At 65.8% G+C, this 25,020-nt stretch carries 25 protein-coding genes, 1 tRNA gene and 2 riboswitches; of the genes, 8 read left to right on the top strand and 18 right to left on the bottom strand.

Annotated elements, in window-relative coordinates; genetic code table 11:
• Nucleotides 1-5: 5 nt before the first annotated feature.
• The 5 genes from ASD67_RS11500 to ASD67_RS23085 form a co-directional block, all read right to left on the bottom strand.
• The gene (locus ASD67_RS11500; protein ID WP_056346945.1) at nucleotides 6-797 is read right to left on the bottom strand and encodes an SDR family NAD(P)-dependent oxidoreductase; all 792 of its coding nucleotides are present in this window, start codon (nucleotides 795-797) and stop codon (nucleotides 6-8) included.
• The gene (locus ASD67_RS11495) at nucleotides 794-1,780 is read right to left on the bottom strand and encodes an alpha/beta fold hydrolase (protein WP_235535639.1); all 987 of its coding nucleotides are present in this window, start codon (nucleotides 1,778-1,780) and stop codon (nucleotides 794-796) included. The genes ASD67_RS11500 and ASD67_RS11495 overlap by 4 nt, the downstream gene beginning before the upstream one ends.
• Nucleotides 1,777-4,098, bottom strand: a complete 2,322-nt coding sequence (locus tag ASD67_RS11490) for a TonB-dependent receptor (protein WP_056346943.1) — start codon at nucleotides 4,096-4,098, stop codon at nucleotides 1,777-1,779. Before ASD67_RS11490 ends, ASD67_RS11495 begins: the two co-directional genes overlap by 4 nt.
• 83 nt (nucleotides 4,099-4,181) lie before the next feature.
• Nucleotides 4,182-4,853, bottom strand: coding sequence for a TetR/AcrR family transcriptional regulator (locus ASD67_RS11485; protein WP_056346941.1), 672 nt, complete (start codon nucleotides 4,851-4,853; stop codon nucleotides 4,182-4,184).
• Between the two features lie 30 nt (nucleotides 4,854-4,883).
• Nucleotides 4,884-5,063 carry a hypothetical protein gene (locus tag ASD67_RS23085; protein ID WP_162248568.1) on the bottom strand — a complete coding sequence of 60 codons (180 nt, stop codon included), beginning with the start codon at nucleotides 5,061-5,063 and terminating at the stop codon, nucleotides 4,884-4,886.
• 100 nt (nucleotides 5,064-5,163) lie between these two features.
• Here ASD67_RS23085 and ASD67_RS11480 point away from each other — a divergent pair, with 100 nt between their 5' ends.
• The 3 genes from ASD67_RS11480 (at nucleotide 5,164) to ASD67_RS11470 (ending at nucleotide 7,352) form a co-directional block, all read left to right on the top strand.
• On the top strand, nucleotides 5,164-5,706 hold the full coding sequence (locus ASD67_RS11480) for an RrF2 family transcriptional regulator (RefSeq protein WP_056346939.1): 543 nt from the start codon (nucleotides 5,164-5,166) through the stop codon (nucleotides 5,704-5,706).
• A 157-nt stretch (nucleotides 5,707-5,863) separates the two neighbouring features.
• Complete coding sequence (locus ASD67_RS11475; RefSeq protein WP_056346938.1) at nucleotides 5,864-7,072, top strand: NAD(P)/FAD-dependent oxidoreductase; 1,209 nt, start codon at nucleotides 5,864-5,866, stop codon at nucleotides 7,070-7,072.
• A gap of 70 nt (nucleotides 7,073-7,142) precedes the next feature.
• Nucleotides 7,143-7,352, top strand: a complete 210-nt coding sequence (locus ASD67_RS11470; protein WP_056346936.1) for a hypothetical protein — start codon at nucleotides 7,143-7,145, stop codon at nucleotides 7,350-7,352.
• Between the two features lie 449 nt (nucleotides 7,353-7,801).
• Here ASD67_RS11470 and ASD67_RS11465 read toward each other — a convergent pair.
• Nucleotides 7,802-7,877 (bottom strand) — tRNA-Trp (locus ASD67_RS11465).
• Nucleotides 7,878-7,974: 97 nt separating this feature from the next.
• Between ASD67_RS11465 and ASD67_RS11460 the strand changes: the two genes are divergently transcribed.
• The 3 genes from ASD67_RS11460 to ASD67_RS11450 are packed head-to-tail and all read left to right on the top strand — an operon-like array spanning nucleotide 7,975 to nucleotide 10,338.
• Complete coding sequence (locus ASD67_RS11460; protein WP_056347331.1) at nucleotides 7,975-8,907, top strand: DMT family transporter; 933 nt, start codon at nucleotides 7,975-7,977, stop codon at nucleotides 8,905-8,907.
• A complete protein-coding gene (locus tag ASD67_RS11455; RefSeq protein ID WP_056346934.1) occupies nucleotides 8,904-9,524 on the top strand; it encodes a glutathione S-transferase family protein in 621 nt (206 codons plus the stop codon). The genes ASD67_RS11460 and ASD67_RS11455 overlap by 4 nt, the downstream gene beginning before the upstream one ends.
• Before the next feature lie 13 nt (nucleotides 9,525-9,537).
• Nucleotides 9,538-10,338, top strand: coding sequence for an SDR family NAD(P)-dependent oxidoreductase (locus ASD67_RS11450; protein ID WP_056346932.1), 801 nt, complete (start codon nucleotides 9,538-9,540; stop codon nucleotides 10,336-10,338).
• Here the strand turns inward: ASD67_RS11450 and ASD67_RS11445 are convergent.
• The 3 genes from ASD67_RS11445 to ASD67_RS11435 all read right to left on the bottom strand — a co-directional run bounded on the left by ASD67_RS11445 (nucleotide 10,270) and on the right by ASD67_RS11435 (nucleotide 13,959).
• Entirely contained in the window at nucleotides 10,270-11,892 is a 1,623-nt protein-coding gene (locus ASD67_RS11445; RefSeq protein ID WP_056346930.1) for an energy transducer TonB, read from the bottom strand. The genes ASD67_RS11450 and ASD67_RS11445 overlap by 69 nt on opposite strands.
• A gap of 94 nt (nucleotides 11,893-11,986) precedes the next feature.
• Nucleotides 11,987-12,406, bottom strand: a complete 420-nt coding sequence (locus ASD67_RS11440; protein WP_056346928.1) for a GFA family protein — start codon at nucleotides 12,404-12,406, stop codon at nucleotides 11,987-11,989.
• A complete protein-coding gene (locus tag ASD67_RS11435; RefSeq protein ID WP_056346926.1) occupies nucleotides 12,403-13,959 on the bottom strand; it encodes a fatty acid--CoA ligase in 1,557 nt (518 codons plus the stop codon). Before ASD67_RS11435 ends, ASD67_RS11440 begins: the two co-directional genes overlap by 4 nt.
• A 281-nt stretch (nucleotides 13,960-14,240) precedes the next feature.
• Here ASD67_RS11435 and ASD67_RS11430 point away from each other — a divergent pair, with 281 nt between their 5' ends.
• Nucleotides 14,241-15,461: a hypothetical protein gene (locus ASD67_RS11430; protein WP_056346924.1), complete on the top strand. Its 1,221-nt coding sequence runs from the start codon at nucleotides 14,241-14,243 to the stop codon at nucleotides 15,459-15,461.
• Nucleotides 15,462-15,531: 70 nt separating this feature from the next.
• On the top strand, nucleotides 15,532-16,803 hold the full coding sequence (locus tag ASD67_RS11425) for a hypothetical protein (RefSeq protein ID WP_056346922.1): 1,272 nt from the start codon (nucleotides 15,532-15,534) through the stop codon (nucleotides 16,801-16,803).
• Here the strand turns inward: ASD67_RS11425 and ASD67_RS11420 are convergent.
• The 9 genes from ASD67_RS11420 to ASD67_RS11380 all read right to left on the bottom strand — a co-directional run bounded on the left by ASD67_RS11420 (nucleotide 16,800) and on the right by ASD67_RS11380 (nucleotide 24,990).
• Nucleotides 16,800-17,417: a DUF938 domain-containing protein gene (locus ASD67_RS11420; protein ID WP_056346920.1), complete on the bottom strand. Its 618-nt coding sequence runs from the start codon at nucleotides 17,415-17,417 to the stop codon at nucleotides 16,800-16,802. The genes ASD67_RS11425 and ASD67_RS11420 overlap by 4 nt on opposite strands.
• A gap of 14 nt (nucleotides 17,418-17,431) precedes the next feature.
• Nucleotides 17,432-17,887 (bottom strand): ABA4-like family protein, encoded by a 456-nt coding sequence (locus ASD67_RS11415; protein ID WP_056346918.1) that lies wholly within the window; start codon nucleotides 17,885-17,887, stop codon nucleotides 17,432-17,434.
• Nucleotides 17,888-17,930: 43 nt separating this feature from the next.
• Nucleotides 17,931-18,269 carry a hypothetical protein gene (locus ASD67_RS11410; RefSeq protein WP_056346916.1) on the bottom strand — a complete coding sequence of 113 codons (339 nt, stop codon included), beginning with the start codon at nucleotides 18,267-18,269 and terminating at the stop codon, nucleotides 17,931-17,933.
• On the bottom strand, nucleotides 18,266-19,858 hold the full coding sequence (gene gcvPB / locus ASD67_RS11405) for an aminomethyl-transferring glycine dehydrogenase subunit GcvPB (protein ID WP_056346914.1): 1,593 nt from the start codon (nucleotides 19,856-19,858) through the stop codon (nucleotides 18,266-18,268). The genes ASD67_RS11410 and gcvPB overlap by 4 nt, the downstream gene beginning before the upstream one ends.
• On the bottom strand, nucleotides 19,855-21,213 hold the full coding sequence (gene gcvPA, locus ASD67_RS11400; protein ID WP_056346913.1) for an aminomethyl-transferring glycine dehydrogenase subunit GcvPA: 1,359 nt from the start codon (nucleotides 21,211-21,213) through the stop codon (nucleotides 19,855-19,857). Before gcvPA ends, gcvPB begins: the two co-directional genes overlap by 4 nt.
• 118 nt (nucleotides 21,214-21,331) lie before the next feature.
• The gene (gene gcvH, locus ASD67_RS11395) at nucleotides 21,332-21,703 is read right to left on the bottom strand and encodes a glycine cleavage system protein GcvH (RefSeq protein ID WP_056346911.1); all 372 of its coding nucleotides are present in this window, start codon (nucleotides 21,701-21,703) and stop codon (nucleotides 21,332-21,334) included.
• A gap of 3 nt (nucleotides 21,704-21,706) precedes the next feature.
• Nucleotides 21,707-22,852 carry a glycine cleavage system aminomethyltransferase GcvT gene (gene gcvT / locus ASD67_RS11390; RefSeq protein WP_056346909.1) on the bottom strand — a complete coding sequence of 382 codons (1,146 nt, stop codon included), beginning with the start codon at nucleotides 22,850-22,852 and terminating at the stop codon, nucleotides 21,707-21,709.
• Between the two features lie 56 nt (nucleotides 22,853-22,908).
• Nucleotides 22,909-23,015: riboswitch (glycine riboswitch) on the bottom strand.
• A riboswitch (glycine riboswitch) is annotated at nucleotides 23,016-23,117 on the bottom strand.
• Nucleotides 23,118-23,174: 57 nt separating this feature from the next.
• Nucleotides 23,175-23,822, bottom strand: coding sequence for an NAD-dependent dehydratase (locus ASD67_RS11385; protein ID WP_056347329.1), 648 nt, complete (start codon nucleotides 23,820-23,822; stop codon nucleotides 23,175-23,177).
• On the bottom strand, nucleotides 23,815-24,990 hold the full coding sequence (locus ASD67_RS11380) for a deoxyguanosinetriphosphate triphosphohydrolase (RefSeq protein ID WP_056346907.1): 1,176 nt from the start codon (nucleotides 24,988-24,990) through the stop codon (nucleotides 23,815-23,817). Before ASD67_RS11380 ends, ASD67_RS11385 begins: the two co-directional genes overlap by 8 nt.
• Between the last annotated feature and the right edge of the window lie 30 nt (nucleotides 24,991-25,020).

Here is a 25,020-nt window from a genome sequence, read left to right as displayed (position 1 = left end):
TCCTTTCACGCTTGCGCGGCGGCGGCCATGACGTCGCGGAGGTCGGGCTGCCCGGTATGCGCGGTCAGCCCGCCATCGACCGGGATCGATGCACCGGTGACGCCGCTCGCATCGTCGGAAGCGAGGAACAGCGCGACCGACGCGATCTCTTCGGGGCGTGCGAAGCGGCCCGACGGCACGATCCGTTCCCATTCGGCGCGCAGCCCCTCGATCGCGTCGACACCGCTAGTCAGCAGCGGGGTGTCGACCGGGCCGGGGCAGATCGCATTGGCGCGGATATTGTCGCGCGCATGATCGATCGCGAGGCAGCGGGTGTAGTTGATCACCCCCGCCTTGGCCGCGTTATACGCCGTGAAGCCATAATCGGCGCCCATGCCCGAGGCCGAGGCGGTGTTGACGATCGCCCCGCCCCCACGCGCTTTCAAATGGGGGATGATCGCGCGGCAGGCATAGAAGACCGCGTCGAGATTGACCGCGATGCAGCGGCGCCACTGCTCGATATCCATGTCGGGGGTCAGGCCGAAATTGCCGATCCCCGCATTGTTGAAGAGGATATCGATGGCGCCGAACCGTTCCACCGTCTTGTCCGCGAGCGGCGCGAAGGCACCGGCATCGGCGACGTCGACCAGTTCATAGGCCGCCCGCTCGCCAAGCCCGCCGGCCAAAGCCGCGGCACGCTCGACGTCGAGTTCGGCGATCATCACCGATCCGCCCTCGGCGACGAAGCGGCGCACGAACGCCGCTCCGATGCCCGAGGCGCCGCCGGTGACGATCGCGGTCTTGCCTGCAAATCTCATTGCGTCTGTCCTTCTTTCAATTCTTTCAACCAGCTCAAAAGCGCCGCGGTCACCGCATCGGGGCGCTCTTGCTGCGTCCAATGCCCGCATCCATCGAGAAGGATCGCATCGGACAGGTTGGGCACCTGGGCTCGCATCGCTGCTATCATGTCGAAGCCTGGCAGCATCGACAGCACGATGTCGCGAGTACCGCCGATATAGAGCGCCGGCTGGTCGATCGTCCGTCCGCGCCAGGGCGCCAGATAGGCGACATCGCGATGCTGGTTGCGATAGCGGTTGAGCGGTCCCCAAAGGCCGCTGCGCCGGAACTCACCGACCAGATACGCGATGTCCGCATCGGGCAGCCATGCGGGAAAGGGGTCGGGACCGGGCAATCCGTCGAGCAGCCGGGAATCGGCCGCCCGGTCGTCGCCCAGACCGTCGGGTGCCTCACCCGCCAGCCAGAAATAGAAGCGGCGGACAAAGGCGTCGAGGTCGGCCTCGGCCTCCACTTCGGCGATACCCGGAGTCTGAAAATAGTCCTGATAGAAAAAGCGGCCCCGATCGGCGTAGACGGGCTTCAGCGCGTCGATCAAAGCCACCTCAGCGACGCCGATGAAGGGCACCGACAGCGCGGCGACCGCGCGGACCCGATCCGGATGCAGCAAGGCGGTGTGCCACACCAGATAGGCGCCCCAGTCGTGACCGATCAAAATACCTGGCTCGCCGCCGCCCAGTGCATCGACGACTCCCGCGATATCGGCCGTCATGCTTTCCAGATCATAGGCCTCGACTGCATCGGGCTTGTCGCTGCCGCCGTACCCGCGACAGTCGATCGCACAAACCCGATAACCCGCCGCAGCGATCGGCCCAATCTGATGCCGCCACGCCGCCCAGCTTTCGGGAAAGCCGTGAACGAGCACCACCAACGGCCCTTCGCCGGCGACCGCCGCACGCAGGGTGATCCCGTTGGCGGCGATCGTCCGGAACGCGGGTTGGATCACAGGCGCCAGCCGAGCGAGATGCCATAGGTCGCGGGGCGGCCGGCCATGCGCCACGCGGTGTCGGCCTGGAAGGTCGAGTTCCAGTAATATTCGTTGAAGATGTTGCGGCCCCACAGCTGGACGCGCAGCTTGCCATCCTCGGTTTCGATCCCGGCGCGCAGATCGACCAGCGTGCGCGCATTGATCCGCAGGATCGCCGGGTCGCCGAAGGTCGAGTTGGTCGCGCTGTTGTAGTTGACGTTGGTGCCGATCACCGCATTCCAGCGATCGCTCACCGGCCATTTATACTGGACGTCGGCGGTTGCCTGCCACTTCGGCGTGAAGGGAAAGGCCGATCCTTCGTAATCGGCGAAGACGCCGGTGCCGTTGTAGCCGGTGAACTCGTCGATGCGGCTCTTCACATAGGTGCCCGACAGGTTCGCGGTCAGCCCCTCGACCGGGCGCCAGTCGATCGCCGCCTCGGCACCGTAGATGTGCGAGGTCGGGATGTTGACCAGCCGTTCGAGCAACCCGAAGATCGGGTCGAGGATGCGGCCGCGGACCTGTTTGTTCGAATAATCGTAGTAGAAGCCCGCGGCGTTGAACTGGAGCGTCCGGTCGGCGAGCGGCAGCTTGAAGCCGGCTTCATAGGCGAGCAACGATTCCTGCGTCGCCGGCAGGAAGCCGGTGAAGGACGACGCCGGAACGGTCGGGAAGCCGCCCGCCTTCCAGCCGCGCGAGACGTTCGCATAAACGATCGCGCGATTGTCGAAGGTGTAGGTCAGCCCGCCGCGCCACGAGATATTGTCCTGATTAAGCTCGTCGACCACCAGCGACGGCTGGAAGGCCGGGCTGAAGGTCAGGCAGCTTCCCGGACCGATCGGATTGACCGGCAGCGCGCCGGTGAAGATCTGGGTCAGGACGTCGAAGCTGAGATGGGTGGTCCCGTCAGCGTCATAGCCGCACCCGTTGAAGCTGCGCTCGTTGCGCGTGTAGCGGATGCCGCCCTGCGCCGTCAGGTTCGGGGTCAGGTCATATTCGATATTCGCATAGCCCGCATAGGTCGTCACCTTCTGGTTGGTGAACACCCCCGACACGGTCAGGATCGGCAGGCCGGGAATGATGACGTTGCTGCTGAGATCGTCGGTGTTGAGGATCTGCTGCTCGCTCGCCTTGTCGTGCGAATAATTGGCACCGAGGATCCAGCGCGCGTCGCCGCTGGTGCCGGTCAGCCGCAGCTCCTGGAAAAAGCTTTTGACGCTGCCCGGCGTGTAGCTGTCGAGCTGGCGCCACTGCGTCGCGTCGAGGTCCTGCGTCGCGTCGGTGTTGAATTCGAGCCACGAGGTGATCGAGGTCAGGCGGATATCGTCCGACACGTCGAGGTCGGTGCGCAGCGACGCCTGGTAGAAATCATCGTCGCGGCGCATCGGGGGCTGGACAGACCAGTTGGCGGCGCGCGCGTTGGCGGGCGCGAGCGGGGTTGCGAGCACATAGGGATAGGCACCGGCGGGATTGTACGGCGTGTGCGCGGTCAGCTGCGGCGCCTGCACGTCCGACTTGTCGCGCCAGCCGTTGAGGTTGAGCGTGAATTCCAGCGTGTCGGTCGGATTCCAGACGACGAGCGCGCGGCCGGCGATGCGCCGCGCGCTGCCCAGCTTGTCGTTCCGCGTGTAATTCTGCTGCCAGGCGCCGCCCTCGTCGATGCGCGCGCTCAGGCGCACGCCGAGCGTGTCGGTCACCGGCGCGCTGACGAATCCCGACAGTTCGAAGGCGTTGAAGCGGCCGAAGCTGGCGTTGGCGCCCGCCTCGAAATCCTTGCCGGGCTTGGCCGAGATATAGTTGATCGCGCCGCCGGTGGCATTCTGGCCATAGAGCGTGCCCTGCGGCCCTTTCAGCACCTCGACGCGCGACAGGTCGAGCGCGGCGCCCTGCGTCAAGATCGCGAAGGGCAGCGGCACTTCGTCGACATAGACGCTGACCGCAGGCGAGGCCGCGAGCGTCGATTCGTAAAAGCCGACGCCGCGGATCGTGTAGACCGGTGTCGCGATCTGGCTCTGGGTAAAGGTCAGGCCGGGGACGATCTTGGCAAGGTCGGCGGTGGTGCTGATGCCCTGCGAGACGAGTTGGTCACCGCCGATCGCGGTGATCGACATCGGCACCGAATTCAGCGACTGCTCGCGGCGCTGCGCGGTCACGATGATCTCGTTCGCATTGTCCGGCTCCGCGTCGGCGACCCTGTCCTGCGGCGCGGTTTCGCTCTGCGCCATCGCCGGCGCCGCGGCCATCAACGCGACATAGGTAACACCTGCGCACAGCCGCGCCGCAAATCCCTTAGGCATATCACTCTCCTGTTGGGTCGGCTTATCGATGCCGACTTTCCACCAGAAAATCAGATTGCGCTAAACTAGTCAAGATCGACTAATCATATTTGACTATTTTTATTCTCCTCGCGATCTCGTGCGGCAAGGTTGATGCAAAACCGCCGATGTCGCTCCATCATCCGGTCGATCGCCGCAATGATCATCGGGCGCTCATAACCCAGGCTATGCTCGATAATCAGCCCGCGGACACTTGCGATCAGCAACCAGCCATGCGGGACGAGCACCTCGGCATCGTCGAATCCGGCCTCGCTGGCGAGCTTGATGAACTCGTCGTGGATCTCCTGCTCGACCTGGCTCGCGACCGGCTGCAACCCCGCGATCAGTTCGGCATCCCAGCGCGCGGCGAGCAATATGTCGGTCAGCGCCAGTCCCTCGGGCGCCGAATGGGTTTCCCATGAAATCCGTGCATAGTCGGACAGGCGCTCGAACGGGTCCTCAATCTCCGCGGCCATCACCCCCGCCGAATCCATCACGCGCCGCATCGCCCGCTCGGCGGTCGCGACCATCAGCGCGACGCGATTGGGAAATTGATGAAGCACCGATCCGCGGCTGAGCTGTGCCTCCGCCATGACATGTTCGATCGTCGTCGCGGTGACCCCCGAGCGCACGATGCATTTGATCGTCGCATCGAGAATTTTCTCGCGCGCGTCGACACCCCGTTGCGTGAGGCGTCGCGCTCTGCTGTCGACGGAAAAAGAAGGGGCATCGGCCATCGGCCCATTTGGCGACGGTGCGCGAAAAGGTCAAATGACGAGGCGATTTTCAGCAAGTCCGATCGCCCCGCTGCGCTCGTTGCACTCGCCGACATCAGTTGCGGCCCGAATTTTCAGATTCTGGCCGATTCGAGACCTTCTGTTTTGAGTTCCAGAATTGAGATAGCCGACATCGATCGCGTTGTTGCGGCAATGACCTGAATCGACCATTTTCCGAGAAGATGCGCCGATCCCCAGGCACACATAACGCGGACAAGTTTTATCTGCGTTTATGTTTGACATCAAAACGAGGACTGATATAGTCCGCGTTATGGCACATCTGACCACCTCCGTTGAATATGGCATCCACTGCCTGATGTGGCTCGTCGGTTCCGACGATGTCGCGATGAGCAGCCGTGAGCTGGCCGAACTTCAGGGCATTTCGCCGAGCTTCCTCGCCAAGATTTTTCCCAAGCTGGAAAAGGCCGGGATCGTCGCCGCGAGCGAAGGCGTTCGCGGAGGATATCGCCTTGGTCGCCCCGCGGCCGAGATCAGCTTCCTCGACGTCGTCGATGCGATCGAGGGCGACAAGCCGTTGTTCGATTGCCAGGAAGTGCGCGGGCGCTGTGCGCTGTTCGCCGGCAGCCCGCCCGAATGGGCAAGCAAGGGCGTTTGCGCGATCCATGCGGTGATGATCCAGGCCGAAAAGGCGATGCGCGACAGCCTGTCGAAGCAGACGCTCGCGTCGGTGTCGGCGAACTTTGTTCGCAAAGCGCCCTCCTCCTTTTCGGATGACGTCTCTGCCTGGTTCAGCGATCGCTCTTCGGCACGCACCGGCCGGCGCGACAAATCGGCGCGCGATATTCCAAGCTAAGCGACGTCCTGCTGCCCCAGGCGGGCGGTTTCACATCTTCCAGTGAATTTCTTTCTCGGCCGCTTGTCGGACGCACCCGGGAAAGCATCCACGCGCGCCTTATTCATCGGCGCGGCGGTCCGATGACTGGCGTCCGGCACATCCAAGGAGACACAGCATGACACAGAAAATTATCATCGCCGGTTCGGGCTTCGCCGGACTTTGGGCCTCGATCTCGGCCGCCCGCGCCATCGCGCTGGCGGGCAAGGAAGGCGAGGTCGAAGTGACCATCATATCGCCCGTTCCGACCCTCGCCATCCGCCCGCGTCTCTATGAAGCGGTACTCGAGAATATGGACCCCGACCTGACCGCCCTGCTGGCCGCCGTTGGCGTGCGTCATGTCGCGGGCTGGGTTGAAAGCGTCGATCATGGTGCGCGCACGATCAGCGTCACCGCGACTGACGGCTCGCACCGGACGCTCGATTACGACCGCTTCATCCTCGCGGCGGGAAGCCGGCTGTTCCGTCCCGACATCCCCGGCCTGGCCGAGCACGGATTCGAGGCCGACCAGCTCGAGACGGCCTATGCCCTCGACGCGCACCTGAAGGCACTGGCGAGCCGTCCTGACAGCGACGCGCGCAACACCGTCGTCGTGGCGGGCGGCGGCCTGACCGGTCTTGAAGCCGCGACCGAAATGCCGATCCGCCTTCGTGCGGCGCTGGGCCAGGATGCCGGTTTCCGCGTCGTCATCGTCGACAATGCGCCTGAAATCGGCGCTCAGTTCGGGCTGGATGCGCTGGCTCAGATCACCGAAGCGCTTGCCGAAACAGGTGTCGAAAGCCGTGCCGGCGTCCGCGTCACCGCGATGGACGCCGACAGCGTCACCCTCTCGTCGGGCGAGAAAATCGCCACCAACACCGTGGTGTGGACCGCCGGGATGCGCGCGAGCGATCTCGCCGTGCAATTACCCGGCGACCATGACGCGCTCGGCCGCGTGATCGGCGATGCGTATCTGCGTGCGCCCGCTGCCAACGGTGTCTTCGTCACCGGCGACACGGTGAAGGTGCCGACCGACGACCTGGGCAACTACAACCCCATGTCGTGCCAGCACGCTATGAGCCTCGGCCGCGTCGCGGGGCACAATGCCGCCGCCGAACTCGTGGGGCTGCCGCTGCATCCCTACAGCCAGCCGAAATATGTGACCTGCCTCGATCTCGGCGAATGGGGTGCGCTCTATACCGAGGGCTGGGACCGCCAGGTCCGTTTCACTCGCGACGAGGGCAAAAAGATCAAGCAGGAGATCAACACGGTGTGGATCTATCCCCCCGCCGCCGATCGCGATGCCGTCTTCGCCGTCGCCAACCCCGACTTCATGATCGTCCCCTGATCGCAAGACCGACCGGCGCTTCCGAAACGACGAAAGCGCCGGTTGCGCTCGCTTTGTGAGGAGAGCCGCCATGGGCCTGCTCTATCCGCAGCTCCGCAAGATCATCTCCGCTAGTGCATCGACCCTTCGCCGCCTGGGTTCCGAACAATCGCAGCTTCTGGTTCAGACGGTGGTGATCGCCGGTACGACTGGAATGATCCTGACGCTCGTGGGGTTGGCCTTGAGCCAACTCAAGCGGCAAATATCCCCCGCTCAGTTGCAGCTAGTGATCGTCAATTAGCCTTCTGAGCGCGCCAATCGCGATTAGTTTGAAGTCGATGCTGTCGATCCGTTTGCCTCACCTTGTATGACTGCTTTCGGGCATGGGCGGCCCACACCGCAAATGGCTGAGATCGGGCGCAAAGCTGCCTTTCGAGACTTCAAATTACCGCTTAGGACTCGAACCTGCGCCACGGATTTGAACGGTGCCCGACAACCGCTCTTGCTAAGTCATTCTAACATTTGGCGATTCGAATTCAGGACATTTTGGGAATTGTTGGTAAGCACCGACAGACTTCGGCCGGATACCAACAATCGTACCGACAAATTGCTCGAACTGGGTTCAATTTGAAAGATCCGCGTGAGACGCCCCGGGACGATTTGGGATCGTTTAATCCAACGCTTTTCAGCCAATTTTTCGCCGCTGAAGGTGGGATGCTGTGGGACGTCAAGGGACGTTCTGGGCCGGCCTGGCAGGGGCAGTAGGACTCGAACCTACGACCCTCGGTTTTGGAGACCGATGCTCTACCAACTGAGCTATACCCCTAGGCCGGAGTGCGCCATTAGCGGGACAAGGCAGGCGGGGCAAGCCTTATGGCGATGGATAGCTTGCAAAGCATCGCCGCCCTGATATGCGCCCCTGCATGACCGCCGTCGCCGCATCCGATCCGCCACAACATTATCTCGGCGGTATCGCGCTCCGGCTGCTCGCGATGCTCAGCCTTTCGGTGATGTTCGTGCTGGTCAAATATATCGACGCGGCGGGCATCCACCTGGTCGAAAGCTTGTTCTGGCGGCAGGCGCTGGTGCTGCCGCTGCTTGCGATATGGGCGTTAACGCACGGCGGCCTTGGCCTGTTCAAGACCCAGCGCATCGGCATCCATGCGCGCCGCGCGATGATGGGGCTGACCGGCATGGCGCTCAATTTCGGCGGCATGATCTTCCTGCCGATGGCCGAGGCGACGACGATCAACCTGTCGGTGCCGATTATTTGTGTCTTCCTTGCGGCCGCGTTGCTCGGCGAGCGAGTCGGCTGGCAACGCTGGGGGGCGGTCGTCATCGGCTTCGTCGGCGTGCTCATCGTACTCAACCCGACGACCCTGCTGATGCAGGGCTTCGAGGGCGACCATGGCCTCGGCACGCTGATCGCGCTCGGCGGCGCTGTGATGACCGCGCTGATCACGATCCAGGTCCGCGACCTCGGCCGCACCGAAAGCGCGATGACGATCGTCTTCTGGTTCAGCCTGATCTCGATGATCCCGCTCGGTATCGCCCTGCCCTTCGTCTTCACACCGCACAGCGCGGGCGAATGGGGCCTGCTCCTCGGACTCGGATTGCTCGGCGCGGTGGTGCAATTGTCACTGACCGGTGCGCTGCGCCTCGCACCGGTGTCGGTGGTGACGCCGATGGACTATTCGAGCCTGTTGTGGTCGATCGCCTGCGGCTGGTGGTTCTTCGGCACCCTGCCCGCCGACACGACGTGGATCGGCGCGCCGCTGATCGTCGCCAGCGGGCTGTTCATCGCCTGGCGCGAACATCGCCTGCATATCGAGCGAATGAAGGATATCGCCGCATGACCCTACCCATCCTCTATCATTGCGCCGACGCGCGTTCGCTGCGCTGTCTGTGGGCGGTCGAGGAGGCGGGGATCAACGTCGACCTGCGTGTCCTGCCTTTTCCGCCGCGCGCCTTTGCCCCCGATTACCGCCCTGTAAACCCGCTGATGACGGTGCCGGGCTGGGTCGAGGACGGGCGACTGATGACCGAGTCGGCCGCCATCTGCGAACGCATCGCGGAGGGAACACCGCTCGAGGTACGCCGCGACGAAGCGGATTATTGGGACTATCGCAACTGGCTCCACCGCAGCGACGCGACGCTGACCTTCCCGCTCGCGATCATGCTGCGCTACACGCGCGTCGAGGCCCCGGAGCGGCGGCTGGCGCAGGCGGTCGACGATTATAAGGCCTTCTTCGGTGGCCGTGCGAAGAGCATCGAGGCGGCGCTGGGCGATGGCCGCGAGTGGCTCGTCGCGGGACGCTTCACCATCGCCGATATCGTCATCGGCTATGCCGCCTTTCTCGCCACCACGCTGAAGGCCGACGATGTGCTGGGCGAGGCGACCAAGGCGTGGCTGGCGCGTTGCATGGCGCGCGACGGGTTCGTCCGCGCGCGCGAACGGCAAAAGACGGCATAGAGGGAACCCCGCGATGGACCTCGGACTGGCAGGCGAGCCGATCGTCATCGTCGGCGGGACGCAGGGCATGGGCTATGCGACCGCGCGGCACCTGGCCGAGGAAGGCGCGAAGCTGGCGCTGGTCGCGCGTGACGTCGAACGCGGCGAGGCGAAGGCTGCGGCGCTGCGTGCGCTCGGCGCCGAGGTGATCGTGCGCGGCGCCGATGCGACACGGCCGGGCGAGGTCGAAGCCGCGATCCGGTCCGCCGCCGACCATTTCGGGCGGCTCTATGGCCTTGCGGTCACCGCGGGACCGGTGCTGAGCCATGGCGGTTTCGAGGAAGACGGCGAAGCGGACTGGAACGCCAGTTTCCAGGCGGTACTGATGACCAGCGTGCGCGCCTGCCAGGCGGCGCTGCCGATCATTGCAGCGTCAGGCGGCGGCGCTGCCGTACTCACCGCCTCCTATTCGACGCGCGCGGCGGCGGCGCATCTTTATCCCTATGTCGCGATGAAGTCGGGGATCGCCGCGCTGTCGAAGAATCTCGCCATGGCCTATGGTCCCAAGGGCGTGCGCGTGAACTGCGTCGCGCCCGGCGCGGTGGCGACCGAGGCGTTGGCGTCGGCAACCGAGCAGGCGGTAGCGGCCTATGGCGGCGATCCCGAGGCGGCGCTCGACCGCTGGATGACCGAGCAATGGGGGATGAAGGTCGCGCTGGGACGCATCGGCCGCCCGCACGAACTCGCCGACCTCTTCACCTTCCTGCTATCGCGGCGCGCCGCCTATATGACCGGCGCGATCATCAATCAGGACGGCGGCACGCAATTCTTCTGAGGCGCCGCCGGCCGTCGTCACGGACAGCGGCACGTCCTGGATTGGATGGGGGCAATAATCGCCGTCGACCAGGATCGCGGCCTCTACAGCTGGCGTGCGGTCAGCGCCGGTGTCGCAATTCGGCAGGCGAAACTGGATCGACGGCAGCTTCGCGCGCACATAGTGCCCCGCAAATTCCGGCTTGTCCTTGAGGCGGAAGCGGCGAACGACGAGCCGCTGGACAATGTCGTCGAGTATCGGCGACGCCAAGCGCGTCACCACGACGTGGAGGACGCGACCATTAGGCGCGATCACGGCTTCGGCCTCGACGACACCTTCGCTTTCGTCGCGAAGGGCGCGTGCCGGATAATCGTCGGCGGTGATGAACGGCTGGAAATTTGCCGGTTGGAGTGCCCCGCCGTCCAGCAGGCCGCCCACCCGTTCATAGGCCGCGGCCATCACCGCGGCGGCGCCCGGTTCCTGCTTCATCATCAAACGGCCCAGATTTCCCCAGCTGGCGGTCTTTTCCGCGTCGCTACCGTCACGCAACGCCGTGTCGAGCCAGCGAAGCAAGGGCGCACGGTCGGCCTCGGCCCCCAGAATCGCATATTGGGTCAGGTCGCGGGCCGCGGCTATTTGCACGTCGGGCGCGGGGGCGGAGAGCTTCTGCACCAGGCGCGGCCACAGGAGCACGCGGGTGGCCGCACCGCCTGCCTCGGTCTTGGACGCCCAGGCCTGCATCGCCCTGAGCGCGGCCTGAGCGGCGACGGGATCGGAGCCGTCGAGGCGCGGCGCCAGGATCGGCAGCAACAACAGGCGGGCCGCGTCATCATATTCGGCGGCCCGGATAAGCAGTCCTTCGGCACGCACGGGATCGGCGGGCAACTGCTTGCCTTCGAGCAGCAGCCGCGCCGCACACGTCCAGTCGCGGCTGTCATTCCCCTCCTCGATCATCGACACCGCGCGCGCAGCGTCGTGACGCGGCGACAAGGGGTCGAGCAACGCCTCCAGCAGCATCGCCCGATGCTTCCATCCTTCGCGCCGCTCGGGACTGTCGATGAAGGCCCAAACATCGTCGCGCGCGACAAAATCGCGCTTTTCATCGGCCGACCAGGTCGGGGAATCGCCGACGCCATAATAGTCGCCGCGCACCCACATTATGCGTCGAAGCTCGGCGAGTTCGTTCAGGTCGGCGGGTTCGCCGCGCGACTGGAGGAACATGGCGAGCTGCGCGACCGTGTCGACGTCGGCGGCGGTCAGCGCCTTGCCGTCGATGACACGGCGCGTCACATTGATCGCCAGCGCCCGGTCCCGGCGGCAACCATCCTCGCCATCCCAGAGCTGCCATGCGACTTCGGACAGCGTGTCGCTATCGGCGCCCTTGGCAACCAGTAATTTGTCGAGGGTGTTGCGATGATGCGCGGCGCTCCGGCAGAGTGCAACCAGCCGCCGGTCGCGCCATTGCATCGCGCGAATTTCCTTGGGCGTGAGGTCGTGGACGGTGATGACCGTCACCGGAACGGCGGAGGCCGCGACCGGTGCGGTCAGGAGCGCATACGCCAAGCCGATCGACATCCGACCTCCCCGCCGCCCCCTGTTCGAATGGCTGGGGCGTCTCGGCTATCCTAGGCGCGCCGCCCCTGTGTCGCAAGACAGCGGCCCGGCCGCACTAGTACCACATATCGCGCACGCAGCGGCCATCGCCCGGCAAGTCCTCGAAGCTGTCGAGGCCGTCGAAATGGTCGATCGGAAGGTCGGCCACTGCCTTGGGTTCGGCGAGGCGGATGTTGACCGCCATGCGACGCCGTCCATCTTCCTCCGGTCGCAAACCGCGCCAACTCAGCAAGCAGCCGCAACTCGGGCAGAAATGGATTTCGAGCGCCGGATCGGCTTTGCCGCGGCGCGCAAAAGTCGCCGTCGGCCCTGTCATCCGAATGCGCTCATTCTCATAGTCATAGGCCCACAGCGCGCCATAGCGGCGGCACATGGTGCAATTGCAGGCCGTGATCGAACCGGGATCGCCGGTAAGCGTCCAGCCGGCATCGCCGCACAGGCAGCGGCCTTCGAGGAGGGCCTCGCCGTTGGTCAATTGACCATCCGTTCGCGCCCCTCCCAATAAGGCGCGCGCAGATCCTTGCGCAGGATCTTGCCGCTGGCGTTGCGCGGCAGCGCCTCGATCACGTCGATGCTGCGCGGCGCCTTGAACGCGGCGATGCGTTCGCGCGCCCAGGCGATGATGTCGGCCTCGTCGATACTCATGCCCGGCTTGGGCACGACGACGGCCTTCACCGTCTCGCCCCATTTCTGATCGGGAATGCCGATCACCGCGACCTCCTGCACCGCCGGATGGCCGAAGATCGCGCTCTCGACCTCGGCCGGATAGACATTCTCGCCGCCCGAGATGATCATGTCCTTCATCCGGTCGTGGATATAAAGATAGCCGTCCGTGTCGAGATAACCCGCATCGCCGGTGTGGATCCATCCGTCGGCGGTCATCGTTTTCGACGTCGCCTCGGGCAGGTTCCAATAGCCGATCATATTGTTGGACGAGCGGGTCACGACCTCGCCCACTTCGCCCACCGGCACCGCCTGCCCGTCGTCGCCGAGGATGCGGATTTCGACCCCGGGCAGCGCCTTGCCCGCCGAGCGCATGCGCTGATTGCCTTCGGGATCATGATCTTCGGGCGGCAGCATGCAGATGGTGCCCGTCGTTTCGGTCATGCCATAGGCCTGGATGAAGTCGGCGCCGAACATCTTGATGCACTGGCGCAGCAGTTCGAGCGGGATCGGTGCGGCGCCATAGAGGATATATTTGAGGCGGCTGAAATCGGTCTCGGCGCAGCGCGGGTGGAGCAGCAGCATCTGCAGCGCCGCGGGCACGATAAAGAAGCGCGTCACGCCATGATGCTCGACCGCGTCGAACACGCCGTCGGGGTTGAATTCGGCGAGGACAACGCCCGGCAGTCCCGCCGCAAGCGCCATGATGCCGAGGCCCGTGCCGCCGATATGCGCGCAGGGCATCGCGACCAGCACCGCCTCGTCATCCTCCCACTTGGTATAGGGCAGGTCGAGATCGCTGGAATTGCGGCGCAGCGCGAACAGGTTGCGGTTCGACAGCACCGCGCCCTTGGGATTGCCGGTGGTGCCCGAGGTATAAAGCTGGAGCACCGCGTCGTCGGGACCCGAGCCCTCGAAGGCCGCGCGCGGGGTCGTGGCGATCAGCGCGCGCGCTTCGCCGTCACCCACGATGCGCGGATCATGATCGAGCTTGCCGGCGAGTTGCTGCGCCACCGCCTCGAAGCCCGGGCCGGTGAACAGGATCTTTGCCCCGGTATCGTTGAGGACATAGGCCCATTCGGCGGGCGACAGGCGCCAACCGATCGGCGCCATGACGATCCCCGCGCGCGCCGCGCCGAAAAAGAGCTGGAAATAGAGGTCGCTGTTCTTGCCGATCCACGCGATGCGGTCGCCTTTTTTTAGCCCCGCGCCGATCAGCGCGCTCGCGACCTTCGCGGTCAGATCGTCCAGTTCACCATAGCTGAACTCGCGATCCTCTTCGCGCAGCGCGAGCCGGTCGGGACGGTCGGCCGCCCAATGGGTGAGGAACTCGTCAAAAGTCAGAAGGTCGGCCAGCGCTTTCATAAATCTCTCCCGGATGCCGTTCTCGGCAATTCTCAAGTCTGATAACAACGTCGCGGGCGGTTTGACAAGCCATCCGCGCGCTGCGTGTCGTCCGCCATCTTGCGGATAGTTCGCTCTCTATGCAATCCCGCACGACGTCCGGCGTTCGTCGAAGCGCGCGGTGCATTGGGCGGGCGACCATTGCATCGCGGCGCTCCCAACTTATTGCGACACTTGGGCAATCCCTCTATGGTGGATTATCAAAATAACACAGCGGCGCCATCGCCCGCACGGAGACTCATGTGACCAAGACCCGCCTGTCGATCCTGCTGCTCGCCTCGGCCTTCGCCCTTCCCGCCGCGGCGCAGACCAACGGGGACCCCGAAATCGTCGTCACCGGCCGTTCGCTCAAGGACACCGCCGACGCGCTCGCGGCATGCCTCGCGCGCAATTGCCCGCCCGACGAGGATGTCGCAGCCTCGCTCGCCCATGCCGAAAACCAGTTGCTGCAGGGCGAATACAAGGATTCGCGCACGACATTGCTCAAGTCGATCGGCCGCAACCGCAAGTTCGGGACCAAATATCCGGTCGAGGTCTCCGACCTGTTCCGCGCCAACAGCCGCGTCGCCGAACATGTCGGCGAGGCGAAGAATTTCCAGCTGTCGGTGCTCGACATGCGCAACACGCTGAAGGCCGGACTCGGCGAAAAGGACCCGCGCGTGATGGTCGCGCAGATCGAGGTCGGCGACAGCCGCGCCAAGCTGGGTTTCCCCGACGAAGCGAAACGCATCTATCAGGATGTCGAAAAGGATGCGCTGGCGGGTGGGCAGAACCGCGTCGCGATGTTCTCGCGCGTGCGCCAGGCGTTGTTGCTGCAGACCGAAGCCGAAGCCTCGGGACTCGACGCCGATTATGCCAAGGCCCGCGCGAAGCTCGACGAGATCACGGCGCAACCGCTCGCCGGGGGCGAGGATTTCGCGCTCGTCGCGACGGTCATGCGCGCGCGCATGGACCGCAAAAAGGGCGACGCCAGTTCGACCGAGGCGATCCTGAAGGATTTCGCTGCCAAGGGCGGCGCGACACGCCCGCTGCTGCTGTTCAGCGAACCGATCAAGCGCATCGACCTGACCCAGGATTATGGCAACGACCAGCCGCAGGCGAACACGCTGCAGCGGCTGACCGCGCTCAACAGCATCGCCAAATGGGCCGATGTCGGTTTCTGGATCAACGCCGACGGCCGCGTCGGCGATATCGAGGTGCTGCGCGGCGAAGGCACGAAACAGTGGTTGAAACCCGTGCTCAAGCAGATCCAGACCCGCGTCTATGCGCCGCTGCGCCGCACCGACAATGATGCGACCCCTGGCTTCTACATGATCGAGCGCTATACGCTGACCGCGCGCTGGACCGACGACGCGACGGGCACCAACATGCGCCGCCGCGAAGCGACCCCGCGCATCGAACGGCTCGATATCACCCCCGAAAATTACCAGCGACCGATCATCGACGACGACAAGACGGGTTGACCGGGTCCGATTGACGAAGAGCGCCTTTCATGAGACCCTTCGCGCACATCAGCGTGAAGGGAGAAGGTCGATGCGTCGCCTGATTTTTCTCGCCCCGCTCGCCGCGACCCTGTCGGTCGCGCCTGCGCTTGCCGCCGAAACCGACGGCCCCATCATCGTCACCGGCCAGCCGCTCGGCGAGACCGCCGCGGCGCTTGCCGCGTGCCTCGCCCGCGCCTGTCCGCCCGACCAGGACGTCGCGGCGACGCTGACACATGCCGAGAACCAGTTCCTCGCCGGCCGGTACAAGGATGCACGCTCGACGCTGTTGAAGTCGATCGACCGCAACAAGGCGCACGCCCGCGCCTTCCCGGTGCCGGTATCCGACCTCTATCGCGCCAACGGCCGCGTCGCCGAACATGTCGGCGAAGCACGCAGCTTTCAGTCGTCGGTGCTCGCGATGCGCGACACCCTGCGCGAAGGGCTCGACCGCGGTGATCCGCGGGTACTCGGCGCGCAGATCGAGGTGGGCGACAGCCGTGCCAAGCTCGGCTTCCCCGATGAGGCCGCGCGTATCTATGCCGATGTCGAAGCGCAGGCGCTGGGCCGTGGGCTGAACCGCATCGCCATATATGCGCGGCTGCGGCAGGCGGTGCTCGCACAGGTCGCGGCAGAGGACAGCAATCTATCCGCCGACCGCAAGCGCGCCCGCGCGATGCTCGGCGATATCATCGCCGATCCGCTTCCGGGCACCGACGACCTGCGGCTCGTCGCGCAGGTATCGCTGGCGCGGATGGACCGGAAAGCGGGCCGGTCGGATTCGACCAGCGCCCTGCTGCGGCAATTCGCCGTCGAGGGCGGCGCCGCGCGGCCGATCCTGATCGCGGCATCACCGATCAAGTCGCCGGGCATCGACACCATGCGCAACCCCGCCACCCAGAGCATGGCCGACAACGTCACGAGCGCCGGCTTCCTGGCCATTGCGGCTGGCGATACGTCGCGTCGGCTGGTCGCGCTCAATTCGATCGGCAAATGGGCCGACATCGGATTCTGGGTCACGCCATCGGGGAAGGTATCGGATATCGAGGTGTTGCGCTCGAGCGGCGGCACCCAGTGGCTGGCCCCCGTGGTGACGCACCTCGAAGGGCGCGTCTACGCTCCTCTCAAACCGGGAAGTGACGGCGTGAATCCGGGTTTCTACATGGTCGAGCGCTATTCGCTGACGGCGCGCTGGACCGACGATGCCACCGGCACCAACATGCGGCGCCGCGAATTCACGCCGCGCATCGAACGGCTGGACATCACGCCCGAGGATTATGCGCGCCAGCCACCCGAGGGGCAGGGAACGCCGCAGGGCGCCTAGGCCCGACGGAAGAGCAGCATCAGGTTGTTCGCGGGCATCGCCCGCCGCTCGGCGAAATCCAGCCCGGCATCCGCCGCCGCCGCCCGGACCGCATCGAGGTCGCGCAGCCCCCATGCCGGGTTGCGCGCCCGCAAACTGGCATCGAAGGCGAGATTGCTTTCGGCGGTCGACACAGCGGGATCGAAATAAGGTCCGTAGAGGATCAGCGGCGCGCCGGGCGCCAGCAGCCGGCCGGCACCCGCGAACAGGCCAAGCGTCGCCGCCCATGGGCTGATATGCACCATGTTGATGCACAGGATCGCATCGGCCTTCGCAATCGGCCAGCCGGCCGCCGACGCGTCGAGCGCGAGCGGCGGCGCGATATTCACGAGGCCCGCGTCGGCGCTCCAGGCGGCGATCGAAACCAGCCCGGCCGGGTCGGGGTCGCTCGGTTGCCAGTGCAGACGGGGAAAGACGGCCGCGAAATGCACCGCATGTTCGCCCGAACCGCTCGCCACCTCCAGCGCCTTTCCGGCGGGCGGCAGCCAGTCGGCGAGCACCGCGGCGATCGCGTCGCGGTTGCGGGTCGTTGCGGGGGCGTGAAGCTTGGCCGCTTCGCCGCCGTCGCCCGGCATCCAGGGTCGCGGTGTCACTTCGCGGCTTTGGCGTGCGCCCGCGCGCGGCGCTCGCGAACGATCAGCCACAGGAACAGGCCGACGGGACCCGCCATCAGCGTCAGGAACAGGAAGGGAAATTGCATAACGCGGCCAAAGCCCTTTTGGTCGGCATCGCGCGCGATCCACATGCCGGTGAACAGATCGAAGGCGAGATAATGGATCCAGCCCATCGTCGTGCCGCCGGGGGTATCGAACAGCTTCATCACCCCGGCGAGCGAGGTCAGGTTACCGTCGGTGCCCGGCCCGCCGGGATCGATCGCCCCGCTGAGAAAACCGACGATCAGCACCGCATAGGTGATGCACAGGAGAAAGACGCCGGCATACATCACCAGCGACAGGAGGCGCGGCCCGCGCGGCGCGAAAGCGAGGACGATCCAGCCCGCAATCGCCCAGTAATTGGCCAGCAGAAACAACGTATCCCAACTCATCGATCGTCCCCTCGTTTCGCGGTGCACCCGTGCCTTGCCAGCGTCAGAGCAGTCCGCCAAGCCCGAAGAGCAGGATGCCCGCGAACAGCGCGATCAGCCCGGTCACGACGATCAACAAGGTCAGCCGCGCCGCCGAGAAGCGCCGGGTCGCGAAGAAGGCCGCGACGAATCCGAGGCCGGCGGCAATCAGGGGGGCATAGAGAAACACCCAGTCATAGCTGAATTCGCGTCGCACGCGCACGAGTTCCCATTGCTCGACCACCAGCCCGTAGAGGGTGATCGCGACAAGCCAGACCGCGACGAAGACCACCGCGAACAGCGCGCCGCCGATCAGGCATCCGGCCGGACCCGACGGGCGCGCGCTGGCGAGCGCCTCGTTCAACTGCCGCCGATCTCGCTGAGCGACGGGGTGCCGGGGGCGACGACCGGTTCGCTCCAGGTCAGGATCGGCTTGCGCGCCGCCGCCGTCTCGTCGAGCCGCGCGCGCGGCGCGAAATGCGGCGCCGATTTGAGCGCCGGATCGCCATTCTTCGCACGCAGCGCGACGCTGCGCAGCGCCCCGATGAACTGGTCGAGTACCGCCTTCGACTCGGTCTCGGTCGGCTCGATCAGCATCGCACCATGGACGACGAGCGGGAAATAGACCGTCATCGGGTGAAAGCCCTCGTCGATGATCCCCTTGGCGATGTCGAGCGTCGAGAAGCCTTCGGCGAGGCCGTTGTCGGTGAACAAAGCCTCATGCATGCACGGCCCCGAGCCACCGAACGGCGCTTCGAGCACATCGTCGAGGCTGCGTAGGATATAGTTCGCGTTGAGCACCGCATCTTCGGCGACCTGCTTGAGGCCGTCGGCGCCGTGGCTGATCATATAGGTCAGCGCGCGGGTGAACATGCCCATCTGGCCGTGGAAGGCGGTCATGCGGCCGAAGGTCTCGGGATGCTCGGCCCCGGCGCTTTCCTCCTCGACCAGTTTGAACGAGCCATCGGCGTAACGCGCGGCATAAGGGATCGGGCCGTAGGGGGCGAGCGCCTCCGACAGCACGACCGGGCCGGAGCCGGGACCACCGCCGCCGTGCGGGGTCGAGAAGGTCTTGTGCAGGTTGATGTGCATCGCATCGACGCCGAGGTCGCCCGGGCGCACCTTGCCGACGATCGCGTTAAAATTGGCGCCGTCGCAATAGACGTAGCCGCCCGCCACATGCACCGCGTCCGAGATCGCCTTCATGTCGCGTTCGAACAGGCCGCAGGTGTTGGGGTTGGTGATCATCACGCCGGCGACGTCGGGACCGAGGCGCGCTTTCAGCGCTTCGAGGTCGACGCGGCCTTCGGGTGTCGCGGGGATATCCTCGACGCTGAAGCCCGCGAAGGCGGCGGTCGCGGGGTTGGTGCCATGCGCGCTTTCGGGGACGAGCAGCACGCGCCGGTCCTCGCCGCGCGCTTCGAGCGCGGCCTTGATGCAGAGGATGCCGCAGAGTTCGCCATGCGCGCCGGCCTTGGGGGTCATCGCGACCCCGTGCATGCCGGTGAGCTTGATCAGCCACATCGCCAGTTCGTTGATCACCGCGAGCGCGCCCTGCACCGTTTCCTGCGGCTGGAGCGGGTGAATGTCGGCGAAGCCCGGCATCCGCGCGACCCGTTCGTTGAGGCGCGGGTTGTGCTTCATCGTGCAGCTTCCGAGCGGGAAGAGGCCGAGGTCGATGGCGTAATTCTGGCGCGACAGGCGCGTATAGTGGCGGACCGTCTCGCCCTCGCTGAGTCCCGGCAGGCCGATCGGCGCCGAGCGTGCGAGGCCGCCGAGGTCGAACGCCGGGGGCGCCTCGTCGAAATCGACACCGGTGGTTTCGGTCGAACCGATCTCGAAGATCAACGGCTCTTCGAGCATCAACGCGCGGTTGCCGGTGAAGGTCGTGCTGTCGTCGGCGCCGCCCGCGTTCATTTCGGGGCGCCAGCCGGATGCGTTGGGCGTGCTCATGCCAGCACCTCCTTCAGCGCCGCGGCAAAGGCAGCAATATCCTCCGCCGTGCAGGTTTCGGTAACCGCGACGACGAGCCCGTTTTCGAGGCCCGCATTGTCGGGATAGAGGCGGCCGAGCGATACGCCGCCGAGGATGTCGCGCTCAGCGAGTTGGTGAACCACCGGCCGCGCCGCGGTCGGCAACAGCAGGGTAAACTCGTTGAAGAAAGCGGTGTTGAGCACCGACACGCCCGGCACCTTCGCCAGTTCGGCGGCGGCGGCCTTGGCGCGGCCATGGTTGATCGACGCGAGCTGGCGCAGCCCCGCTTCGCCGAGCAGCGTCATGTGAATGCTGAACGCCAGCGCACAAAGCCCGCTGTTCGTGCAAATATTGCTCGTCGCCTTTTCGCGGCGGATATGCTGTTCGCGCGTCGACAGCGTCAGCACGAAACCGCGCTTGCCATTGGCGTCGACCGTCTCGCCGCACAGCCGTCCCGGCATCTGGCGGACATATTTGGCCTTGCAGGCAAACAGGCCCACGTAAGGCCCGCCGAATTGTAGGCCGACGCCGATCGACTGACCCTCGCCAACCACAATGTCGGCGCCCATTTCGCCGGGCGACTTGATCAGCCCGAGTGCGACGGGTTCGGTGACCACCGCAATCAGCAGCGCGCCCGACGCCTGGCACGCGCTCGCGAGCGCGCTCATGTCGTCGATGCGGCCGAGGATGTCGGGATATTGCACGACGACGCAGCTGACCTCCTTGTCGACCGCGGCGGCGAGCGCGGCCCAGTCGGTGCCGGGAACCAGTTCGGGGTCGCCCTCGACCAGCGCGTCGCCGGTATATTTGGCCATCGTCCGCGCGACGCTGCGGTAATGGGGGTGGACGCCGGTCGAGAAGAGCGCTTTCGACCTTTTGGTGATGCGGCGCGCCATCACGACCGCTTCCCAGCAGGCGGTCGAGCCGTCGTACATCGACGCATTGGCGACGTCGGTGCCGAGCAGGCGCGCGACCTGGCTCTGGAATTCGAACAGCATCTGCAGCGTGCCCTGCGCGATTTCGGGCTGGTACGGCGTGTAGGCGGTCAGGAATTCGCCGCGCTGGATCAGATGATCGACGCTCGCCGGGACATGGTGGCGGTACGCGCCCGCGCCAAGGAAGAAGGGTCCGTCACCCGCCGCGCGGTTGCGCCGTGCCAAGGCGCCCATATGACGCTCGACCGCGAGTTCGCTGGCGTGGTTGGGCAAATCGGCGATTGGGCCGTCGAGCCGCGCCTCGGCGGGAACGTCAACGAACAGGTCGTCGATCGTCGCAGCGCCGATGGCGGCGAGCATGGCCGAACGGTCGTCGGAGGTGAGCGGGAGGTAACGCATTGTCGATTCTCCCCCCTCCCGCTTGCGGGAGGGGTCGGGGGAGGGACTGTTCGAAGGAAGGCGCGTCCCCTGACAGGCCCTCCCCTACCCCCTCCCGCTTGCGGGAGGGGGGCTGGGATCAAAGATCGTCGCAGAAGGCCTTGTACGCGGTCGCGTTCATCAGCGCTTCGAGCTGGCTCTTGTCGCTCAGCGTCATGCGGAAGAACCAGCCTTCGCCTTCGGGGTCCGAATTCACGAGCGCGGGGTCTTCCTCGAGCTGGCCGTTCCCTTCGGTCACGGTGCCGTCGACGGGGGCGTAGACGTCGCTCGCCGCCTTCACCGATTCGACCACCGCGGCGTCGCCGCCCTGGGTAAGCTCGGCGCCGGTGTCGGGGACCTCGACGAAGACGATGTCGCCGAGCTGGCCCTGCGCGAAGTCGGTGATGCCGACGGTCGCGACATCGCCATCGACGTCGATCCATTCATGTTCTTCGGTATAATAACGCGGCATCGGTCAGCCTCCCTGTTTGCGCACATAGCGGTGTGGAATGAATGGCGTCGCGGCAACGGTGCAAGGCACGCGCTTGCCGCGGACTTCGGCGGCGACCGACGTGCCGGGGACGGCATGGTCGCGCGGAACATAACCCATGGCGATGGGCGCGCCGACACTGGGCGCGAAACCGCCCGAGGTCACGACGCCGATCTCGTCCTCGCCGTCGAACAGCTTGGCGCCCTCGCGCACCGGCAGCTTGCCGTCGACGAGCAGCCCGACGCGTTTGCGCGGGCTTCCGTCGGCATAATGGCCGAGGATGCGTGCCGCGCCGGGAAAGCCGCCTTCCTCGCGGCGGCGTTTCTGGATCGCGAAACCAAGGTCGCCCTCGATCGGATCGATGGTCGGGTCGAGGTCGTGGCCATAGAGCGGCAAGCCGGCCTCGAGGCGCAGGCTGTCGCGCGCGCCGAGGCCGATCGGCTTCACTTCGGGCTCGCCGCACAAGAGGTCGGCGACGTACTGGACCTTGTCGGCGTCGACCGAAATCTCGAACCCGTCCTCGCCGGTGTAGCCCGAACGGCTGATCCAGGCATCGACGCCGCCGATCTGGTACGGACCACCCATCATGAAGACGAGGGCGTCGAGGCCCCATTTGCCGGTGGTGTGGCGCTTCAGCGCGTCGAACGCCTTGGGACCCTGCAGCGCGAGCAGCGCGCGTTCTTCGAAATGGTTGATCGTGATCGCGTCAGGAAGCGCTTCACGCAGATGCCCGATATCCTCCCACTTCACCGCGCCGTTGACGACCATATAGATGCCCTCGGGCCAGCGGCTGAGCATCAGATCGTCGAGAATACCGCCATCCTCGGCAAGCAGCAGCGAATAACGCATCCGCCCGACCGCGAGGCTCTTCACATCGCCGGGAATCAGCGCCTCGAGCGCCTCGTCGAGCCCTTCGCCCGAAAGGTAGAGCTGGCCCATATGGCTGACGTCGAACAGCCCAGCATTTTCGCGGACCCACAGATGTTCGGCCATGATGCCGTCATACTGGATCGGCATCCAATAGCCGGCGAACTCGACCATGCGGCCGCCCTTTTCGCGGTGCCAGGCGTCGAGCGGCAGGGTTTCGGTGGCGACCTCTACGACTTCACTATCTTCTCGATCATCGCGCATATCGCGAACTCCCGTATCAAGCACGGCAAGGAGCGGCGCGGGTGCCGCCTTGTCGCCATGCCCCCTCTGTCACGGGAACCTGAGAGTTTTCCCCCATGATATCATGGGGTTACCCCTTCGGTGGCTCCAGCCTGTGGCTGGAACGCTTTCCAGAGTGTCCGTTCCGGCCTGCGCGGTCCGCTTGACCTGAGAGTTTCCGGGGCGGTTGCTCCTTCGGTGGCGAAGCACGGGTGACCCCGCCCTCGCGCTCTCCCGCGCGGCCGGTCGAATCTCTTGCGATCTTCGACAGACGCCCGAGCCTTGGCGGCGCCCCAAGGCAGAGTCAATCGGCGAGCCGCCGCATCGCGTCATTTTCATGGATGCGCACGCCGGGCTGCGCATTTCCGGCCAGCGCGACGATCGCCCGCGCGACGGTTTCGCCGGGAATCGAACGATAGCGGCGCAGCGAGCCGTGGAGCAGCGCATCGGCGAGGGGCGCCGCGGCGATCGCGATCCCCTCCCCCATCCGTTTCGGCCCGGCGCGGTCGCCCATCAACAAGCCGGGGCGCAGGATGTCGAGCCGCTCGAAACCGAGCGCGCGCAGCCCGTCCTCGGTCTCGCCCTTGGTCCTGAGATAGAAATTGCGGCTCTTCGCCGCGGCACCGACCGAGCTGACGACGATCATCTGCGTCGCCCCCGCCATGCGCGCGCCGCGCGCCGCCGCGAGGATCAGGTCGTGATCGACGGCGCGGAACGCCGCCTCCGACCCCGCCTGCCGGATCGTCGTGCCGAGGCACGAGATGAGGACGCGCGGGCGCTCGACCGCGATGATGTCGGCCCAGCGCTCGGGCGGCGCGACGAGCAGCGCATGCGCTTCGGGCAGATCGTCCATTTCGCGGCGAACGAGAACGGTCAACGACAGCGCGCCCGCGTTCGCGATCACCGCGCCGCCGACCATCCCGGTCGCGCCGATGAGTAGTGCGTCAGACATGCGCCAGCGCGGCGGGCACCTGATCGCGGCCGAAGATTTCGGCATAGCGGTCAATGGCGAAGCGGTCGGTCATGCCGGCTATATAGTCACCGATATGGCGCACTGTCGCGCATTCTTCGCCCGGCACCCGCGCCGACCAGTCGGCGCCCATCAGGCGCGGATTGTCGGCATAGGCGGCGAAGAGCCGGGCGATGATCTGGTTCGCCGCCTCGGCCGCCGCGACCTGTTCGGGGTGATGATAGAGATTGGCGTACATGAAGCGCTTGAGATCGCGCTCCTTGCGCGCCAGTTCACCCGAAAAGCCGCCGAGGGTGCGGCCGGCGGCGCGGACTTCGGCGGCGCTCGTCACGCCCGCGTCGGCGACATTGGCGCGCGTCGCAGCGATCACATCGTTGACCATGACGCCGATCTGGTCGCGGACCAGTTCGCGCAGCAAGCGGTCGCGCGGAGCGCCGGGAAAGCGATCCTCGACCGCCGCGAAATTGGCGGCGACGAACGGCTGGGCCATCAGCTGGTCGAGGCTGAGCAGCCCGGCGCGCAGCCCGTCGTCGATGTCGTGATTGTCATAGGCGATGTCGTCGGCGACCGCCGCGATCTGCGCCTCAAGACTGGCATGGCTGGAGAGGTCGAGCGGAAATTCGGCGTCGATCGCGGCGAGCGCCCAGCCGGGATATTTGACCGGGCCATTATGCTTGGCGAGGCCTTCGAGCGTTTCCCAGGTCAGGTTGAGCCCGTCGAACAACGGATAGGGGCATTCCAGGCACGCAAGCGTGCGCAGCGTGTGGCCGTTGTGGTCGAAGCCGCCATGGTCGGTCATCGCGGCCTTGAGCGCATCCTCGCCGGCATGGCCGAAGGGCGGATGGCCGATATCGTGCGCAAGGCAGAGCGCCTCGGTCAGATCCTCGTTGAGCCCCAGCGCGCGCGCGATGCCGCGGCCGATCTGCGCGACCTCGATACTGTGGGTCAGGCGGACGCGATAATGATCGAGATCGGGGGCGACGAACACCTGCGTCTTGTGGCGCAGGCGGCGGAAGGCGATCGAGTGGATGATGCGGTCGCGGTCGCGCTGGAACGCGTCGCGCGGCCCGCGCACGACGCGGCCGACCTCTTCATGGCGGCGTCCGCGACTTTGCAGCGGATCGCTGGCGCAATCAGAGACGGAGGCCATCGAGGTCCTCCCCATCGCGTAGCGTTGGGG

It is taken from the genome of Sphingopyxis sp. Root1497, from assembly GCF_001427085.1.
Lineage (GTDB): Bacteria > Pseudomonadota > Alphaproteobacteria > Sphingomonadales > Sphingomonadaceae > Sphingopyxis.
This window is presented reverse-complemented; position numbering and strand designations above follow the sequence as displayed.

What these genes read in the sequence shown, in the direction of transcription:
- ASD67_RS11500 (WP_056346945.1), bottom strand. Translation starts at nt 797, where the DNA reads ATGAGATTTGCAGGCAAGACCGCGATCGTCACCGGCGGCGCCTCGGGC.
- ASD67_RS11490 (WP_056346943.1), bottom strand. Translation starts at nt 4,098, where the DNA reads ATGCCTAAGGGATTTGCGGCGCGGCTGTGCGCAGGTGTTACCTATGTC.
- ASD67_RS11485 (WP_056346941.1), bottom strand. Translation starts at nt 4,853, where the DNA reads ATGGCCGATGCCCCTTCTTTTTCCGTCGACAGCAGAGCGCGACGCCTC.
- ASD67_RS23085 (WP_162248568.1), bottom strand. Translation starts at nt 5,063, where the DNA reads ATGGTCGATTCAGGTCATTGCCGCAACAACGCGATCGATGTCGGCTAT.
- ASD67_RS11480 (WP_056346939.1), top strand. Translation starts at nt 5,164, where the DNA reads ATGGCACATCTGACCACCTCCGTTGAATATGGCATCCACTGCCTGATG.
- ASD67_RS11475 (WP_056346938.1), top strand. Translation starts at nt 5,864, where the DNA reads ATGACACAGAAAATTATCATCGCCGGTTCGGGCTTCGCCGGACTTTGG.
- ASD67_RS11470 (WP_056346936.1), top strand. Translation starts at nt 7,143, where the DNA reads ATGGGCCTGCTCTATCCGCAGCTCCGCAAGATCATCTCCGCTAGTGCA.
- ASD67_RS11460 (WP_056347331.1), top strand. Translation starts at nt 7,975, where the DNA reads ATGACCGCCGTCGCCGCATCCGATCCGCCACAACATTATCTCGGCGGT.
- ASD67_RS11455 (WP_056346934.1), top strand. Translation starts at nt 8,904, where the DNA reads ATGACCCTACCCATCCTCTATCATTGCGCCGACGCGCGTTCGCTGCGC.
- ASD67_RS11450 (WP_056346932.1), top strand. Translation starts at nt 9,538, where the DNA reads ATGGACCTCGGACTGGCAGGCGAGCCGATCGTCATCGTCGGCGGGACG.
- ASD67_RS11445 (WP_056346930.1), bottom strand. Translation starts at nt 11,892, where the DNA reads ATGTCGATCGGCTTGGCGTATGCGCTCCTGACCGCACCGGTCGCGGCC.
- ASD67_RS11435 (WP_056346926.1), bottom strand. Translation starts at nt 13,959, where the DNA reads ATGAAAGCGCTGGCCGACCTTCTGACTTTTGACGAGTTCCTCACCCAT.
- ASD67_RS11425 (WP_056346922.1), top strand. Translation starts at nt 15,532, where the DNA reads ATGCGTCGCCTGATTTTTCTCGCCCCGCTCGCCGCGACCCTGTCGGTC.
- ASD67_RS11420 (WP_056346920.1), bottom strand. Translation starts at nt 17,417, where the DNA reads ATGCCGGGCGACGGCGGCGAAGCGGCCAAGCTTCACGCCCCCGCAACG.
- ASD67_RS11415 (WP_056346918.1), bottom strand. Translation starts at nt 17,887, where the DNA reads ATGAGTTGGGATACGTTGTTTCTGCTGGCCAATTACTGGGCGATTGCG.
- gcvPB (WP_056346914.1), bottom strand. Translation starts at nt 19,858, where the DNA reads ATGAGCACGCCCAACGCATCCGGCTGGCGCCCCGAAATGAACGCGGGC.
- gcvPA (WP_056346913.1), bottom strand. Translation starts at nt 21,213, where the DNA reads ATGCGTTACCTCCCGCTCACCTCCGACGACCGTTCGGCCATGCTCGCC.
- gcvH (WP_056346911.1), bottom strand. Translation starts at nt 21,703, where the DNA reads ATGCCGCGTTATTATACCGAAGAACATGAATGGATCGACGTCGATGGC.
- gcvT (WP_056346909.1), bottom strand. Translation starts at nt 22,852, where the DNA reads ATGCGCGATGATCGAGAAGATAGTGAAGTCGTAGAGGTCGCCACCGAA.
- ASD67_RS11385 (WP_056347329.1), bottom strand. Translation starts at nt 23,822, where the DNA reads ATGTCTGACGCACTACTCATCGGCGCGACCGGGATGGTCGGCGGCGCG.
- ASD67_RS11380 (WP_056346907.1), bottom strand. Translation starts at nt 24,990, where the DNA reads ATGGCCTCCGTCTCTGATTGCGCCAGCGATCCGCTGCAAAGTCGCGGA.